We start from the raw sequence: 16772 nt of genomic DNA, 5'->3' as shown, positions 1-16772 counted from the left end.
GTGGGAAACGGCCATTTTTTAGGATGAAGTCACTATTTTTGGCCATCATCTATTTTTTACCTCTTTATGATTGATATTCAATTGTTAGATACAACGTTATCCACCCAAACTTGTTTTGACTATGTTTTATCCGACGAAGCAGGCGGAATTGTAACGTTTGTGGGTACGGTACGAAATCACACCAAAGGCAAGCGCGTATTGCGTTTGGAATTTGAAGCTTATGCCCCGATGGCGGTCAAAGAGATGCAAAAAATTGCGGAAGAAGCCGTTCGGCGTTGGCCAGTGTTAAAGATTTCCATTCACCACCGCGTGGGAGTATTAGCCATCGGCGAAATCCCCGTGGTTATTGCCGTTGCCTGCGCCCACCGAAACGCCGCTTTTGAAGCCTGTCAGTTTGCAATAGATACCCTCAAAGAGACCGTTCCCATCTGGAAAAAGGAGTTTTTTGAGGATGGAGAAGTATGGGTTGCGGCGCATCCTTGAAATTGAAACGGTTAGAACAGAAAAATGAAAAACCGTAAAACAGAAAATTACAAATTACAAAATGACAGAGTGATAAAAAACTGCAAAGTGATAAACCGCAAAACTGTAAATGTAATCCCACACCTATGAGCACCAAAGATGTAATGATATGGCGGTCAAATCGCGCAGGCACCCATTATGTGGCCGACACCGTTGTGGTAGAAGAGCCTGTGGAAATCCGCATCCGATTTCAGGATTCCAATGATAAATGGGTCGAACGCCCGCTGTCGATTACCATGCGCACCCCGGGCGATGACCAAGCTTTGGCGGTGGGTTTTATGTTTACGGAAGGGATGTTATTAGAAAATCAGTTGGACAAAGTAACGATTGGACTCGAAAATACCGTCACCGTTCACTTTAAACCCGAAGTGCGGCCTGAGTTGGAAAAACTCCAACGCAATTTTTACTCGACCTCCAGCTGCGGGGTTTGCGGAAAATCATCGCTGGATTCCTTGGGCTACACTTACGAAAATCTGTACTTTGCGGAGAATCTTCCGCCTTTATCAACCGAATTGATTGGGTCGTTGCCCCAAAAACTAAACGAATATCAATCACTTTTTGACGAAACAGGCGGCATCCATGCCGCAGGGCTATTTGATTGGGAAGGCAATCTTATACTTTCGGCCGAAGACGTGGGGCGACACAATGCCGTGGATAAAATTGCGGGGAAGGCCCTGATAAATAAATCACTCCCTTTCAATCAGCACATTTTAGTACTGAGCGGGCGCGCTTGTTTTGAACTTTTACATAAGGCATTGGCTCTAAATATTCCTGTGGTGGTGGCGGTGGGTGCTCCTTCAAGCTTGGCCATCGAAACCGCCGAGCGTTTTGGTCAAACCCTCATCGGCTTTGCACGAGATGGGCGTTTTAATGTGTATTCGGGGCCTGATCGTCTAGCATTACAGAATGAAACCAGGGCTTTTATTTAAGTTTATTATACTTTTTCGTTCACAATTGGCAAGACAATTACGACTTCTGTAAACTCCCCTTCTTTAGAAGTGATGTTTATTTTCCCTTTGTGAATTTCAATAATGTCTTTACTCATAAACAATCCTAAACCTGTCCCGGCAGAGGTTGGTTTTGTGGTAAAAAAGGGATTAAAAAGTCTCTCCAAATCCCTTGGTGGAATCCCTTTACCATTATCCCTTATTTTTAAAAAAAGGTCATTTTCATTCAGCTTAGTTGATATTTTAATTTCTGGCACAAAGTACTTTACAGTTTTATATTTTTCATCAAGTATATAAAGTGAATTGTCAATTATATTTGAAATGGCTTGAGAGAATTCTAAAGGTAAAACTTCTGCAATAATTTCTTGATTTTCCAAATGAAAAATTAATTCAGCTTTAAATTGCTGATTCGCATTTTTGAATTTTTGGTAAACATCATTTACACATTTCACAACTGTTTCGTTCAAATTTACCTTTACGTAGTCACTTGATTTTTCTTTGAGTAAACTCTGCATATCTTTTACAATCCTAGCAGTACTTTTGCCATGATCATTAATTTTTACCATACTATTTTCAATTAAATTTAACAAATCAATAGACTCAGCTTTTGTTTCTTGTTCAACACCAGTTATTTCTTTTTCTAAAATCTCTTTAAGTTCGTGAGTTAGCGAAATTGAAGATTCGGAAAAATTATTTATATAATTAAGAGGATTTAATATTCGATCGACAATACCTTTGGTCAATTGTCCCACCGAAGCAAACTTTTCCTGTCGTATCAATTCTTCTTGGGTAAGGTAAAGATTATGAAGTGCCACCTCTAATTCATTTTTTTGCGTATTAATCAGGTTATTTTTTTCATTCAGCAATTGATTTGCTTTGTTTATACGTAAATAAAATATAACCATTGCCGAAAGCAGAAGAGCCGCCGAGATAGAAATTATGACAAAAATATTACGTTGGTTTTTCTGATTCACTACTTCCCCTGCTTGTTTAATTATCTCAATATTTTTTTGTTCTACCTGATAATCAGCCTCCAATTGAGTAAGTTGATTTTTAGAATCGACCGTAAAAAGGCTATCCTTAATCGCGTAATATTTATTTAAATAATCTATTTGAGGTTCAAAATCTTTCATTTTACCGTACATAACTGACAGGTTATGATAATTTTCCATCACAATATATGGGATGCCTGCTTCTGCCGAGATAGAAATACTTTTATCAAAAGATGCTTTAGCCAATGAATAACTACCGTTTTGTACATAAGTGGATGCAATGTTATTGTATAGAGAAGCCAGCGTTATTGGATTTGGATTATTTTTTTCAAAATAATTTTTGACGCGATAAAAACAATCAAGAGCTTCCTTTGTCTTATTTTGATGTTTATAGTTGAGTCCGATATTAGAAAGAATTGAAGTAGCTCTATCTTCATCTTTTAAACTTAGGGCAATTTTATACGCTTTTTGATGATACTCCAACGCTTTACCATATTGCCCCATTCTATCATTTAATATACCTCTTGAATCTAACAAATCAGCCAATTGTTCAGAATCTTTAAGTTTTTCTACCAGCACTTGTGCTTTATCCTGATATTCATTTACTCTTTTAAAATCATTGAGTTGACCATACACATTTGCTATTTGCATAAAAGTATTTGCAAGTTCTGAAACACTTTTTTGGTCTTCATACATCCTTGCGGCTTTTAATAAATATTCTAAAGACTTGTTATAATCTCCTTTTATCAAATAACAATAGCCAATCGTATAATTGTAATCCGAAACCAAATATTTTTTATTGAGTGTTTCTGACAGCACTAAGGCATTTTTAAAATATTCAATTGCTTTTCCAGCATTATTATCCATATAATAATACCCTATTTCTGCATACATCGCAATCTTATTTGTATCTACTTTTTCAATGCTAAGCTGTTTTAGAAGACTATCCACTTGATTTCTTTGTGCAACTCCTACGTTCAACATAAGCGTTAAGAATAAGCTCAGTAATAATCTCTTCATTATCAGCGTTTTTTATAACAGGGCAATCTTACAAAGAAAATCTGTTATCTCTGTAGTATTTACAATAAATAACCCAAATTATTACATTTTAGCAATATTTCTTTCCACTTATTTTAAATTCAGTACCTTATCTTATAGGCAATGAGTAGAAACGATTTATGCCTATACACGTCCGTTTCACCCCCGTCTGATTTCTGCTTCAACCCCGTTTCCCTACGTTTCGCCCCCGTTTGGGTTTTTCAACCGACTTGTTTGTGTGAATTTTGAAATGAAAACAACCACAAACAAGTCATGAAAACAACTATTCATTCTCTTTTGATGGCCCTCAGCCTATTAACAGCCCTTTTTCTTCCTTACACTTCGCCCGCACAGTCATCTGCTACGCAAACCGTACGCGGCAAGATTACCGATGCTGCCTCAAAAGCGCCCGTTGTGGGTGCTACGGTGGTGGTAGTGGGAAGCACTCCCCTCAACGGCACAACCACCGATACCGACGGCAATTTTCGTTTGTCGGGCGTATCTACTGGCCGCATCGCGTTGAAAATCACCTTCATCGGATACGATGACATCTTTGCCAAAGACATCATCGTGAACGCGGGCAAAGAAGTCGTTTTGGATTTCCCCATGACGGAGAGTTTTACGAAACTCAACGAAGTAACCGTAAGCTATAAACGCAGCGAAGACAACAAAGTCGCCAACAACGAAATGGCCACCGTGAGTGCGCGTCCGTTTAGTCCCGCCGAAACCCTCAAATATGCAGGTAGCCTCGGGGATCCCTCGCGTATGGCGGCCAATTTTGCGGGTGTAAGTGGTGCCAACGACGCCCGCAACGACATTGTGGTGCGCGGCAATTCCCCCGCGTCGCTGCTCTGGCGGCTCGATGGCGTCAATATTCCCAACCCCAATCACTTCGGTTCGTTGGGGACTTCAGGCGGGCCAGTTTCGATGTTGAATACCAATTTGTTAGCAAAATCTGATTTTCTAACGGGGGCATTTCCCGCCGAATACGCAAACGCGCTCGGCTCAGTGTTTGATCTACGACTACGTAAAGGCAACGACGAAAAACATGAATTTCTTACCCAAATTGGCTTCAACGGCGTGGAGGTCGGCGCAGAAGGCCCTTACAGCAAGAAATCAAAGGCATCGTATTTGGTCAATTATCGTTACTCGCTTTTTGGGTTAATGTCCAACATTGGGTTTGAGATAGCAGGAACCCCTTATTATCAAGACTTTACGTTCAAAACCGATATTCCAGTTGGTAAGAAAGGAAACCTAAGTTTTTGGACCATCGGCGGCAAAAGCAACGTCACGTTTCTGGGCAAAGATGTAGATACTGAAAAAGGCGATGCCTACGGCGACGAAAACAACAACACCCGCGTCAATTTTGAATCAGGCGTAGCGGCGCTGTCGTACGAGCACCGTTTTTCGGACAAAACCTACGGCAAAATCACGCTTTCAGGTTCGCGCTCCACCCAGAATTTCAAGGGAGATACCGTGCTTTATAAAACGGGTGTCAAAGAAGTTTTGCAAGAAATTCAAAACGAAGAAGCGCTGTTTACCAACGAAAAGCTCTCTGTTAATGCCTCTGTAAACCATAAAATCGACGCCAAAAATAAACTTTCGGGTGGCATCATTGTCGATTTGAATCGCTTTGATTTGCTCAACCGTGCACTTTATCCAGCGGTAATTTCGCGAAGAAATACCCAAGGTGAAACCATGCTCTCTCAGGCCTATATCCAGTGGAAACACCGTTTCAGCCAAAATCTAACTTTAAATGCCGGTTTGACTGGTTTGCATTATGAACTCAACAACAAAAGCGCCGTGGAGCCGCGTCTGGGTTTGAGTTATGTTCTGAACGAGCGCAGCACGCTGAATTTAGCCTACGGCCTACACAGCAACCTCCAGCCACTCCTGCTTTATTTCTACCAATCTCCCAATCCAAATGGGGGTTATAGCCTATCCAACAAGGACTTAGGTTTTACGCGGAGCCATCATATTGTATTGGGATACGAACGAAATCTCTCCGAAAACATTCGTTTAAAAGTAGAGACCTATTATCAATCACTGTTTGATGTGCCAGTGCAAAGTACACCAGGCTTTTATTCGGTATTGATAGAAGGGGCTGATTTTGCGCCCATTGACCAAGGCAATTTGGTCAACAAAGGCACTGGTCGTAACTACGGCGTAGAAATCACCCTCGAAAAATACTTTTCCAACAATTATTATTTCTTGCTGACGGGGTCGGTGTTTGATTCAAAATACAAAGGCAGCGACGGTATTGAGCGCAATACCCCATTCAACGGCCATTACGTGCTGAATGCGCTGGCAGGAAAGGAAATTCCGTTGGGTCAAAACAGCTCGTTAAGCATCAATTGGAAACTAACCACCGCCGGAGGACGCTACGTGCGCCCCATCAACCTAAGCGCTTCGGCCGACGCCCAAACGACGATTTATGATGATGAACGGGCGTTTTTACAACAGCAAAACGGCTACTTCCGTACTGACCTTAAAATTGGCTACAAACTCAATCGTAAGCACGCCACGCACGAGGTTGCCATTGATTTACAAAACTTTACCAATAGTCAAAACATCTTCCAACAAGCCTATAATCCCCGTACCAATCGGATTGGCACGGCCTATCAGCAAGGCTTTCTACCGATTCCGTTTTATCGTTTGACATTCTAATTTTAAACTAGCCATTCCAAGCATTGAAGTCTTGGAATGGCTATCAATCATACAACCATGAGCGCTAAAAAAACAATTGCCATCGTCGGCGCCACGGGGCGCTTGGCACAACCCGTGATTCGGCAACTGCTTTGGCACGGCTTTCAAGTACGAGCCGTTGTGAGAAGTATTGAAAAAGCAAAAAAATTGCTACCCGATTCGGTTGCATTGGTGCAGGGGGATGTTGCAGACTCATCAAGTCTTACTCAGGCGTTTAAAGGGATTGATTACGTTTACATCAACCTAAGTGCCGATGAGGTGCTGCCCAATCAAGCGTTTTATGCCGAGCGAGAAGGCATTCAGAATATCGTAACAGCGTGTCAACTCAATGGTATTCAGCACATTCTAAAAATAAGTGCTTTGGGGGCGTATCCGTTTATTGAGCACCACAAGGATATTTTACAGAATAAAATTAGGCGGCAGGGGCATCGTTTTATTGAGCAATCAAACATCCCATTCACCATTTTTCATCCCACGTGGTTTTTGGATAGCCTATTTTGGGCCATTAAAAAAAACAATTTTCAATGGATAGGTAAGCCCGTCGATTTTTACTGGATCAACTCCGAAGATTATGCCGTACAAGTCATTGAAGCCATCGGAAATCCACAGGCATTTGATACGCATTATGCCGTTCAAGGGCCCGAAAAAATGAATTACAAACAGGTTTTTGAACGGCTGAAAACTTCTTTCAACCCACGATTAAAAATGCAGGTACTGCCCCTTTGGATAGTCAAATTGATGGGAATTTTCTCGCCTAAAATGAGCCACTTAGCTGAGTTGTTTGGCTTTTATGAACAAACCAACGAGACATTTTACGCGCAAAAAACCTGGGCAGACTTGGGCAAACCGCGTACTTCCCCCGAAGAATTCGCCAAGCAGTTTGGGGAAGAGAAAAGTTTGTATCTTTGATAAAAAATAGCCCTTTATGGAAACTGTCGTACTCAACGACCGCAAAGCGAGGCTCATTGGTATCCCGCTGCTGAGCCTGATGATACCCCTTATCTCCCACAGCGACGTTTTTCTGGCGGGGGATGTGAATGGAATATTTCATTGGCTCAGCACCTGCTTTCTCAACACTTTTTTGCTTTGGGAAGGCAATCGGTACATTTTCATTAAATCGCGGCAGTTTTTCCCACAATACAATCAAACTACCCAACGACTTGTCTATCAAACCATTGCTAGTATTTCGTATACTCTTTTGACCACCATCATTGTTGATTATTTTTTCTGTAATCAATTACTTGGCTGGGAAGAGCGAACGCCTTTTTTAATCGGTTTCCGAATCAGCCTCATTCCCACCTTGGTAGTGACGCTTATTTACGAAAGCGTATTTTTCTTTCAAGCGTGGCAGCAGAATGTTAAAAAAACGGAATCCCTCGCCCGCGAGAATGTTCAATCCCAGCTCGAAGCGCTCAAAAATCAGCTTGACCCCCATTTCCTTTTCAACAGCATGAATACGTTGGCCGCGCTCATCGATGACGAAAACGCCCCCGCCCAAAAATACCTCGACCAGCTCTCGGATGTGTACCGGTATGTGCTAGTGAGCAGGGAGAAATCAACGGTCACGCTAGAAGAGGAAATGGCTTTTTTGGACGCGTATATTTACCTCAATAAAACACGTTTTCGGGAAAATCTGATGGTAGAAGCACAAGTCGACGAGGCTGCCTACCAAAAACAAGTGGCACCATTGAGCCTTCAAATGTTGCTCGAAAACGCAATCAAACACAACATTATTTCAAAAGAGAATCCACTCACTATTAAGATTTTACAGGAAAACAACTATCTAAGTGTTGCCAACAATTTACAGGAGAAAAAGACATTTGAAAAATCAACCAAAGTAGGACTGCAAAACATCATCAACCGGTATCGTTTGCTCACCGACCAACAGGTTGAGATTCATAAAAGTGAATGGAATTTTACGGTACGTATCCCCTTGCTTCCATGAAGGCCCTAATCATCGAAGACGAATATCCTGCTGCCGAGCGTCTGACCAAAATGATTCAAAAAACCGACAGCAGCATTGAGGTGCTGGAGGTATTGGAAAGTATTGAAGCCGCCAAACGATGGTTTTCTAGCCACGAGGCACCTGATTTGATTTTCTCCGACATTCAGCTTTCCGATGGTTTGAGTTTTGTAATATTTGACGAAATACCCATCAATAGCCCTATTATTTTCACCACTTCGTACGACGAATACGCCATTAAGGCCTTCAAAGTCAAGAGCATAGACTATTTGCTTAAACCCATAAAACCCCAAGAACTCAGCGCGGCTATTGAAAAATACCGCGCGCTCACGGGCGCAAAAGCTCACCAAGACTACGGCCATAAAATTCAGTCCTTACTTGACATTCTTCCGTCGGCGGGCCGAAAGTACAAAAACCGTTTTTTGGTCAAACAACACGAGCAATTTGTCCCTATTCACCGACACGAAATCGCTTATTTTTTTACGGCCAACGAAATGGTCTGCTTGATTTGCAATGACAATCGACAATTTTTGATAGATTATACCCTCGAAGAACTAGAAAAAATGCTCGACCCCAGTCATTTTTTTCGCCTCAATCGACAGTTTATTGCGGCCCTTTCGGCCGTCAAAAAAATACACTCTTATTTCAACGGAAAGCTCAAACTCGACCTACACCCCGAACCTCTGCAGGAAATACTCGTCAGCCGTGAGAAAGCCTCTTCCTTTAAAGAGTGGATAGAAGGCTAGAAAATAAAATAGCAAGCCTGAAATTTGCCGTAATTAAAAGGGGGTGTCCCATCCCATAAAATCTCTCAAACATTTTATTGAACTTAATAGGTTGCGTATAACCCACACGCTCAGAGACCGAACTAGCGGTTTGACCTTCGCGCAACAAGCCCTCGGCGTATTCCATTTTATATCCCTTGTAAACCCGATAAAAAGGGGCCAAAAAGAGCTTTAAAGAGCTTTTTGAACTAGGCAATACTTCACCCTATCTCCGGGGCAATCTCCTCCATTTTCGGGGGTATTTTTTCTACTCCTTCCACAATGTATTTGTCATAGACCCCTTCAATAGGACCTAGCTCCGACAAAGGCGCTTTGCTCCAACTTTGCGGTGCTTCGGTTCCAGATAGTGTAAACACAATCTGATTACTTACAGGAACGGTAAAACTTTATCTATATACCCCACATTCAAATAAATATTCATTTGAGATGCATCCCTTGTTAAATTATAACTTTCATCATTCATACGGTATATACTTATTCTGATTGTAGACAGCTAACATACTTCTTAGGAAAATAGATAAAGCTAACAAGTCTAAACACAAAAATTGGGCAATCATAAATTCCAATACCATTTGGGATATAATCACCCCATACCACCTTAAAAAGAATATATATAGTGAATTAAAAAGGCATATTTTTTATATAATATCCTTAATACCTCAACTTTTTAGCATATATTTTACAAAAACCACCTACCCATAATATTTTGCTCAAACTTCCCGTTAAATCAGCCAAAAAAGAACTTTTGGTACTCTACACAAATCAATTCATTAATTTTTTTTTTCAAAAAGGTTACTTTAAGCATATATTTTTGTCTTACTATTAAACATTAAATATTCCCATACCTAGCACCTAAATACTCCCACTGTGGGCATCCAAAATATCCTTCTTGTTATCAATGATCCACTTTATGGACTACAATTGGAAGAATCCTTGTCAATACTTGGATATACCATTGTAGACCAACTTAATAGCTACCAAAATGCCCTTGATTTTGTGAGCCTCACCGACATCGAATTAGTGATTATTGACATTCCATTGGAGGGTCCACAGAATGGATTAAAACTTGCTGAAGAACACGCCTTCCAAAACCTTCCAGTTATTTTATTGACCCACCATGATTCATCAGAAATATATCAAAAAGTGGTAGCTGTGAGCCACCCCTTAACATTGTATTTGGTCAAACCATTTCACATCCATTCCCTCGACAGTATCATTAAAATATTGGCACAACACCCTATCCAAGAGCCAAAATTCATTCAGGGAAATTCACGTAGCGAATTTATTGCCATCAAAGACATCATTTATATAGAGGTTGAGCATAATTACATTTTTATACAAACCGCGGCACGTCGGTATGCCTTCAAAAAATCATTAACTCAGCTTAAATTGCAACTACCGGCCAATCGTTTTCTGCAAGTCCATCGTAGTTTTTTGGTCAATAAGAAATTCATCAAAAAAATAGACCTTGAAAAAAACATCGTAGAAATTGCGGGGTACACCCTACCGCTAAGTCGCCGTATGAAGCACAATCTACTGTCGAAAAATACGGCTCAACACCCCCTAAGTTAAGGTCTCTCTCCATAAAGTTTGTATCCCTTTATGGCAATACTTCAATTACAGAACAACCCCGCAGGCAGTGCCTGCGGGGTTGTTTAATTTAATCGCTATTTTCTAGAACACCTCTAAGCTACGTGTTTAACAATCAACTGTTTGGCAATCGGTAACAATGTTTCTTGTACAGGATAGTCGGCGGGAGATTCAATAAGATAGGTAGCGGGGTTTGGCAGCTCCCGTCGTTTTTTGATAAGCGTCAGTTTGAGATTTTCAAAGGTTGTTGAAATACTTTTACGCACGGTTTCGAGGTAGGTCGTTTGCACACCCCTTTGTTCTCGATGCTCAAAAAGCCGAATTTGATAGTGAAATATGTCCGTTTCATGGCGACGGGCACGGTACAGAAAAAGATACCCTTCTTTCAAATGCAACGGCACAATCCCCACGGGGGCAAATGTCAACTGGGCTTCGATGTCGGCATATTGGCTTCGTCCCTCTGTCAGCGTTTGCTGAAAAAGTGGCAGAGAATACTCTAAAATACTGTCAATTTCGGAGAGTTGCTGACTTTCCTGAAATTTTTCGTAGACAAATCGTTTTTTTTTGAGATCTACCCCAGTTACCGTTTTGGGAAAAGAAGCAACGATTTCACTTTTGGTGTTTTTAAGTTGTGAGGCAGTTTCAAAGTGGGTCTGGACATCGGGCAAATCAGGGAAAAGTCTTGCTTGGCTAAAATTACCTTTAACCCCCTGTAAATAAGCCAATAACAAATATTTTTTATATTCAAAATCAATCCATCCGTCGGTAAGCCAATCTTTGGTTAAGGTTGCCATATACATTCTTTTTAATATTGGTAAATCAATAACAAGTTGTGAGCACCAAATAAAAAGTCCTGAGAAGCGTGTATTTTTCTAAATACTCAGCACTACAATTTAGCAACTCAAATCAAAATCCAATTTAGTAAAAAAACAAATACTGCCAAATAAACCACAACAAAAAGTTATAAACTGCCAATGATTATTCCGAACATGACAGACTTTACCCTTTAAAACCCCAAAAAACTGCAAAAATGGCAGAGAATTGTGCTAATTAGTTACTGGCATAGAAAATGATACCTTTGCCCTCGAAAAACTTATTAATAAGTTCTATAAATTTTAAACCAATTAAAACCCCTGATAACTATGTCAGCAGTTGCAGAAAAAGTAAATGTTAAGCCGTTGGCAGATCGCGTGCTAGTACAAGCCGCCCCTGCCGAAGAGAAAACCGCTTTTGGTATCATTATCCCCGACACTGCAAAGGAGAAGCCCCAACGTGGTACGGTAGTGGCAGTAGGTCCTGGCAAAAAAGATGAGCCCCTTTCCGTTAAAGTAGGCGATACAATTCTTTACGGCAAATATGCAGGTACTGAAATTACCGTAGAAGGTCAAGAATACCTCATTATGCGCGAATCTGACATTTTTGCGATTATCTAAGTTAGACGTTAATAGTTATCTGTTTAACCGAAAGGTATTCATCTCCAGATAACTCATAACAGCTAACTAATAACAAATCAACCATTAACAATAAACTTATTTACAAGACATGGCTAAGAAAATATTTTTCGATATCGAAGCACGTGACAAAATTAAAAAAGGCGTAGACACCCTTGCCAACGCCGTTAAGGTAACGCTTGGACCTAAAGGTCGTAACGTTATTATTGACAAAAAATTCGGTTCACCTGCCATCACCAAAGACGGTGTAACGGTAGCGAAAGAAATTGAATTGAAAGATGCAATGGAAAACATGGGTGCTCAACTCGTGAAAGAGGTTGCTTCAAAAACCGCTGATGCTGCTGGTGATGGTACTACTACTGCTACTGTATTGGCACAAGCTATCTACACTATCGGTTCTAAAAACGTAGCTGCTGGCGCAAATCCAATGGACTTGAAACGCGGTATCGACAAAGCGGTTTTGGCCGTAACTGCCAATCTTGCTGAACAAGCTGAAAGCGTAGGCGATGATTTCAACAAAATCGCTCAAGTGGCCACTATCTCTGCCAACCATGACGAAGAAATCGGTAAAATGATTGCTGACGCCATGAAAAAAGTAGGTACTGAAGGCGTAATTACGGTAGAAGAAGCACGCGGAACCGAAACCGAAGTTAAAACGGTAGAAGGTATGCAGTTTGACCGTGGTTATCTTTCTCCATACTTCGTGACCAACGCGGAGAAAATGGAAGCCGAAATGGAGAAACCTTTCATCTTGATTTCTGAAAAGAAAGTTTCTTCAATGAAAGAATTGCTTCCTGTATTGGAAGGTGTAGCACAAACAGGTCGTCCGTTGTTGATTATCGCTGAAGATGTTGACGGCGAAGCCTTGGCTACTTTGGTTGTGAACAAAATCCGTGGTGCATTGAAAGTATGTGCCGTTAAAGCTCCAGGCTTCGGCGACCGTCGTAAGGCTATGTTGGAAGACATCGCTATCCTTACTGGTGGTACAGTAATTGCCGAAGAGCGCGGTTTCAAATTGGAAAACGCTGATCTTCAATACTTGGGCCACTGCGAAAAAATCATCATTGACAAAGACAATACAACGATTGTGAACGGTTCGGGCGATGCTGAGCAAATCAAAGCGCGCGTAAACCAAATCAAATCACAAATCGAAAATACAACTTCAGATTACGACCGCGAGAAATTGCAAGAGCGTTTGGCTAAATTGTCAGGCGGGGTAGCGATTCTTTACATCGGTGCTGCTACTGAAGTTGAAATGAAAGAGAAAAAAGACCGCGTTGATGACGCCCTCCACGCAACCCGCGCTGCCATCGAAGAAGGTATCGTAACGGGTGGTGGTGTAGCCCTTATCCGTGCCATCGACGCATTGGATAACCTACAAGGTATCAACGAAGACGAAACTACGGGTATCAACATCATCCGTCAGGCGTTGGAATCTCCGCTTCGTACCATCGTAGCCAACGCTGGTGGTGAAGCTTCAGTAGTTATCAACAAAGTGAAAGAAATCAAAGGTGGATTTGGCTACAATGCTAAAAATGATACCTACGAAGACCTTTTCGCAGCTGGTATCATTGACCCCAAGAAAGTAACTCGTTTGGCTTTGGAAAACGCAGCCTCAATCGCAGGTCTGTTGTTGACTACCGAATGTGTTATCGCCGACGAACCAGAAGAAAATGCTGGTGCGGGCGCAGGTGGCCACGGACACGGCGGCGGTATGGGCGGCATGATGTAATCAATCATCATTTCCCGATGCAGTTTTACACAAAAGCCCTCATTCAACTTGAGGGCTTTTGTTTTTTTTAAACACCCACTAACTCTTCTATTGTTACTAAGACTTTAGAGATTATTTTGCTCAATACTTAACAGCCAAATTCTAACGCTATTGGTATACACTCATACCTTAAAGGAGTGGCATGATTTTTTCTGATAAAAGATATGAAAATCAATTCAAAGGTTCGCAATTTTGCACTTTTTGGGAGAAGCGCCCATTTTTAGAAAGTAATGCTTACCTTTGTCATCTTTTATAACATTAGTCTTTCACCAATCTTATTACAACAAATTGAGCGTTATTCCTCTCTATTCAGAGCCACCCAACTCCCGGACTATCAATCTATATTTCTTCCTTCCTAGAGATATTCATTCATTTTAACTTATCGCGGGAAGCATCTCCTTTCTTTACAAGAAATTTTCATATATTTAATTTTCCAAACTTTACTGTCAAATTGACAGCCTGCCCTATGAATCTCGACCCAAACGAATTATATACACGATTAATGTTAGCCGAGTCTGATTTAGACAGTCTTGAAATCTTACCGCTTGGCAGCCCAGACGGTGATGATGAACCCATCGAAATGCCAGAAGAGTTGCCAATTTTACCCCTGCGCAACACAGTATTGTTTCCCGGAATGGTCATTCCTGTCACCGTTGGGCGGCAAAAATCTATTCGATTAGTAAAGAAAGCCTACAAAGGCGATCGCATCATTGGCGTCATTGCACAGCAAAACCAAGACAAAGCAGAGCCCACCAGCAGCGATTTGTTTGGCATCGGCACCATGGGCTATATCATCAAGATGATTACCCTACCCGATGGAAATACTACCATTATTTTGCAGGGACGTCAACGTTTTCGCGTCAAAGATTACGTCCGCGAAGACCCTTACATGATTGCGAAAGTAAGCGCCATCGAAGATTTTTTTCCCAATCAAAACAAGAAAGAATCCAAAGCGCTTATTCAAACACTCCGCGATTCGGCCCATAAAATCTTAAGACTCAATCCCGATATTCCGCAAGAGGCCCGCATTGCGCTCGACAACATCGAAAGTCCTACTTTTTTGACGCACTTTTTGTCTTCCAATCTCAACGCCGAGGTTTCGGATAAGCAGGATTTGCTCGAAAAACCAACGATTCCCGAGCAAGCCACCAAACTGTTGGAATTGATGATGCGCGAAATCCAGATGCTTGAACTCAAACGTGACATTCAGTCGAAGGCGAGCTCTGACATTGATCAACAACAACGTGATTATTTCTTACGGCAACAAATAAAAGTATTACAAGACGAGCTTGGTATGGAAACACCCGAGCGGGAGTTGGAAGATATTCGCCTCCGGGCTGCCAAGAAAAAATGGCCCGAATCGGTCAAAAAACATTTTGAGAAAGAATCTCAAAAACTACAGCGTATCAACCCAATGGCTCCCGACTACCCCGTCACGCTCAATTACTTAGAGTTGATGGTAGACTTGCCGTGGGGAGAGTTTACGAAAGACAATTTTGACCTTAAACGCGCTCAAAAAGTACTGGACGCCGACCACTTTGGGCTCGAAAAAGTAAAAGAGCGTATCATCGAATACCTCGCCGTTTTGAAGTTAAAGAACAGCCTAAAAGCACCTATTCTGTGCCTTTACGGCCCTCCCGGGGTTGGGAAGACCTCCCTCGGAAAATCTGTGGCTAAAGCACTCGGACGCAAGTATATTCGGATGGCGTTGGGCGGTTTGCACGACGAAGCCGAAATTCGCGGACACCGTAAAACCTACATCGGGGCTATGCCCGGAAAGGTTATCCAAAACATCAAAAAATCGGGTTCATCCAATCCCGTTTTTATTCTCGACGAAATTGATAAAGTGGGTTCAGACTTTAGAGGAGATCCAGCATCGGCTTTGCTCGAAGTACTTGACCCTGAACAAAATAACGCTTTCGCTGATAACTACTTAGAGGTTGAATACGACCTCTCTAAGGTATTGTTTGTAGCCACGGCCAACTCCCTCGAAACCATTCACCCCGCCCTGCGCGACCGCATGGAAATCATCGAGTTGACGGGTTACACGGTAGAAGAAAAATTGCAAATTGCCAAGAAATATCTTGTACCAAAACAACGCAAAGACCACGGCTTGGAAACCAAGGCATTTAGCGTGGAAGACAAAGCCATCATTAAAATCATAGAGCATTATACCCGCGAATCAGGGGTTCGGAATTTGGAGCAAAAAATCGGCGCGTTGGTTCGTAAAGTGGCAAAATCCATTGCTTTAGAAGAAGAATACCCTAAACCCATCAAATCAGAGCACGTAGAAAAGCTACTGGGTGCCGAGATTTTTGACAAGGATTTGTACCAAGACAACGATACCGCGGGTGTGGTAACAGGCTTGGCGTGGACCTCCGTGGGCGGCGAGATTCTCTTTATCGAATCTAGCTTAAGCCGTGGCAAGGGTGGATTGACCCTATCAGGACAACTGGGCGACGTAATGAAAGAGTCAGCTGTCACGGCCCTCTCCTACCTCAAAGCGCATTCCGATGCCTTAGACATTGATTACCGGGTGTTTAACCACTACGATTTACACATTCACATTCCAGCAGGGGCAGTGCCAAAAGACGGGCCTTCGGCGGGGATTACGATGCTGACGTCTATTGCTTCTATTTTTACCCAACGTCGGGTGAAACCTCAACTCGCCATGACGGGGGAGATTACGCTTCGAGGCAAGGTGTTGCCCGTGGGTGGAATCAAAGAAAAGATTTTGGCGGCCGCGCGCGCAGGAGTGACCGAAATCATCATGTGCCACAAAAACCGTAAGGATGTGGAAGAAATCAATGGAAATTACGTAAAAACGCTAAAATTCCACTACGTTGAAAACGTAGATGAAGTTCTCGCCATTGCCTTATTGCCCGAGAAGGTCAAGAAATCTACCCCCTTTATTTTTCCTGACGACACCCAAAAGCAACCAGTGCACGAAACCGTGAATTGAAATATCCTCCTCCCTTCTAAAGCCATTTAAAAGGGAGTTTTCCCA

The 16772-nt window shown here is 41.9% G+C and carries 13 protein-coding genes; 10 read left to right on the top strand and 3 right to left on the bottom strand.

The annotated features are described in order from the left end of the window. The first annotated feature begins 66 nt into the window (after positions 1–66). Positions 67–483: a molybdenum cofactor biosynthesis protein MoaE gene (locus tag GVN20_RS14225; protein ID WP_166558976.1), complete on the top strand. Its 417-nt coding sequence runs from the start codon at positions 67–69 to the stop codon at positions 481–483. Between the two features lie 125 nt (positions 484–608). Further along, the gene (fdhD, locus tag GVN20_RS14220; RefSeq protein WP_166558975.1) at positions 609–1451 is read left to right on the top strand and encodes a formate dehydrogenase accessory sulfurtransferase FdhD; all 843 of its coding nucleotides are present in this window, start codon (positions 609–611) and stop codon (positions 1449–1451) included. A 5-nt stretch (positions 1452–1456) separates the two neighbouring features. Here the strand turns inward: fdhD and GVN20_RS14215 are convergent, their stop codons facing one another. Next, positions 1457–3481: a tetratricopeptide repeat protein gene (locus GVN20_RS14215; protein WP_166558974.1), complete on the bottom strand. Its 2025-nt coding sequence runs from the start codon at positions 3479–3481 to the stop codon at positions 1457–1459. A 291-nt stretch (positions 3482–3772) separates the two neighbouring features. On the opposite strand from GVN20_RS14215, the gene GVN20_RS14210 reads away from it, so the two are divergent. From GVN20_RS14210 to GVN20_RS14195, 4 genes are read left to right on the top strand one after another with little or no spacing between them, the layout of a single operon-like run. Further along, a complete protein-coding gene (locus GVN20_RS14210; RefSeq protein ID WP_229599069.1) occupies positions 3773–6166 on the top strand; it encodes a carboxypeptidase regulatory-like domain-containing protein in 2394 nt (797 codons plus the stop codon). A 57-nt stretch (positions 6167–6223) separates the two neighbouring features. Then, positions 6224–7114: an SDR family oxidoreductase gene (locus GVN20_RS14205; protein ID WP_166558973.1), complete on the top strand. Its 891-nt coding sequence runs from the start codon at positions 6224–6226 to the stop codon at positions 7112–7114. Positions 7115–7130: 16 nt separating this feature from the next. After that, positions 7131–8150 (top strand): sensor histidine kinase, encoded by a 1020-nt coding sequence (locus tag GVN20_RS14200; protein WP_166558972.1) that lies wholly within the window; start codon positions 7131–7133, stop codon positions 8148–8150. Further along, positions 8147–8914, top strand: a complete 768-nt coding sequence (locus GVN20_RS14195) for a LytTR family DNA-binding domain-containing protein (protein WP_166558971.1) — start codon at positions 8147–8149, stop codon at positions 8912–8914. Before GVN20_RS14200 ends, GVN20_RS14195 begins: the two co-directional genes overlap by 4 nt. Before the next feature lie 239 nt (positions 8915–9153). Here GVN20_RS14195 and GVN20_RS14190 read toward each other — a convergent pair whose 3' ends face one another. After that, the gene (locus tag GVN20_RS14190) at positions 9154–9309 is read right to left on the bottom strand and encodes a hypothetical protein (RefSeq protein ID WP_166558970.1); all 156 of its coding nucleotides are present in this window, start codon (positions 9307–9309) and stop codon (positions 9154–9156) included. A gap of 511 nt (positions 9310–9820) precedes the next feature. Here GVN20_RS14190 and GVN20_RS30010 point away from each other — a divergent pair. Further along, on the top strand, positions 9821–10525 hold the full coding sequence (locus tag GVN20_RS30010; RefSeq protein WP_166558969.1) for a LytTR family DNA-binding domain-containing protein: 705 nt from the start codon (positions 9821–9823) through the stop codon (positions 10523–10525). A gap of 113 nt (positions 10526–10638) precedes the next feature. Here GVN20_RS30010 and GVN20_RS14180 read toward each other — a convergent pair whose 3' ends face one another. Further along, a complete protein-coding gene (locus GVN20_RS14180; protein WP_166558968.1) occupies positions 10639–11337 on the bottom strand; it encodes a hypothetical protein in 699 nt (232 codons plus the stop codon). A gap of 348 nt (positions 11338–11685) precedes the next feature. Between GVN20_RS14180 and groES the strand changes: the two genes are divergently transcribed. From groES to lon, 3 genes are all read left to right on the top strand, one after another. Beyond that, positions 11686–11976 (top strand): co-chaperone GroES, encoded by a 291-nt coding sequence (groES, locus tag GVN20_RS14175; protein WP_114065966.1) that lies wholly within the window; start codon positions 11686–11688, stop codon positions 11974–11976. Between the two features lie 109 nt (positions 11977–12085). Next, on the top strand, positions 12086–13726 hold the full coding sequence (gene groL / locus GVN20_RS14170) for a chaperonin GroEL (RefSeq protein ID WP_114065967.1): 1641 nt from the start codon (positions 12086–12088) through the stop codon (positions 13724–13726). A gap of 505 nt (positions 13727–14231) precedes the next feature. Beyond that, positions 14232–16727: an endopeptidase La gene (lon, locus tag GVN20_RS14165; RefSeq protein WP_166558967.1), complete on the top strand. Its 2496-nt coding sequence runs from the start codon at positions 14232–14234 to the stop codon at positions 16725–16727. Positions 16728–16772: the final 45 nt, after the last annotated feature.

The organism is Runella sp. CRIBMP (assembly GCF_009905605.1).
Taxonomy (GTDB): domain Bacteria; phylum Bacteroidota; class Bacteroidia; order Cytophagales; family Spirosomataceae; genus Runella.
Note: the sequence above shows the minus strand (reverse complement) of the source record. Positions and strands in the feature narration are given on the sequence as shown.

Coding starts and splice junctions, on each gene's coding strand:
- GVN20_RS14210 (WP_229599069.1), top strand. CDS start 3,773: ATGAAAACAACTATTCATTCTCTTTTGATGGCCCTCAGCCTATTAACA.
- GVN20_RS14215 (WP_166558974.1), bottom strand. CDS start 3,481: ATGAAGAGATTATTACTGAGCTTATTCTTAACGCTTATGTTGAACGTA.
- lon (WP_166558967.1), top strand. CDS start 14,232: ATGAATCTCGACCCAAACGAATTATATACACGATTAATGTTAGCCGAG.
- GVN20_RS14205 (WP_166558973.1), top strand. CDS start 6,224: ATGAGCGCTAAAAAAACAATTGCCATCGTCGGCGCCACGGGGCGCTTG.
- GVN20_RS14180 (WP_166558968.1), bottom strand. CDS start 11,337: ATGGCAACCTTAACCAAAGATTGGCTTACCGACGGATGGATTGATTTT.
- groL (WP_114065967.1), top strand. CDS start 12,086: ATGGCTAAGAAAATATTTTTCGATATCGAAGCACGTGACAAAATTAAA.
- fdhD (WP_166558975.1), top strand. CDS start 609: ATGAGCACCAAAGATGTAATGATATGGCGGTCAAATCGCGCAGGCACC.
- GVN20_RS14225 (WP_166558976.1), top strand. CDS start 67: ATGATTGATATTCAATTGTTAGATACAACGTTATCCACCCAAACTTGT.
- groES (WP_114065966.1), top strand. CDS start 11,686: ATGTCAGCAGTTGCAGAAAAAGTAAATGTTAAGCCGTTGGCAGATCGC.
- GVN20_RS14200 (WP_166558972.1), top strand. CDS start 7,131: ATGGAAACTGTCGTACTCAACGACCGCAAAGCGAGGCTCATTGGTATC.
- GVN20_RS14195 (WP_166558971.1), top strand. CDS start 8,147: ATGAAGGCCCTAATCATCGAAGACGAATATCCTGCTGCCGAGCGTCTG.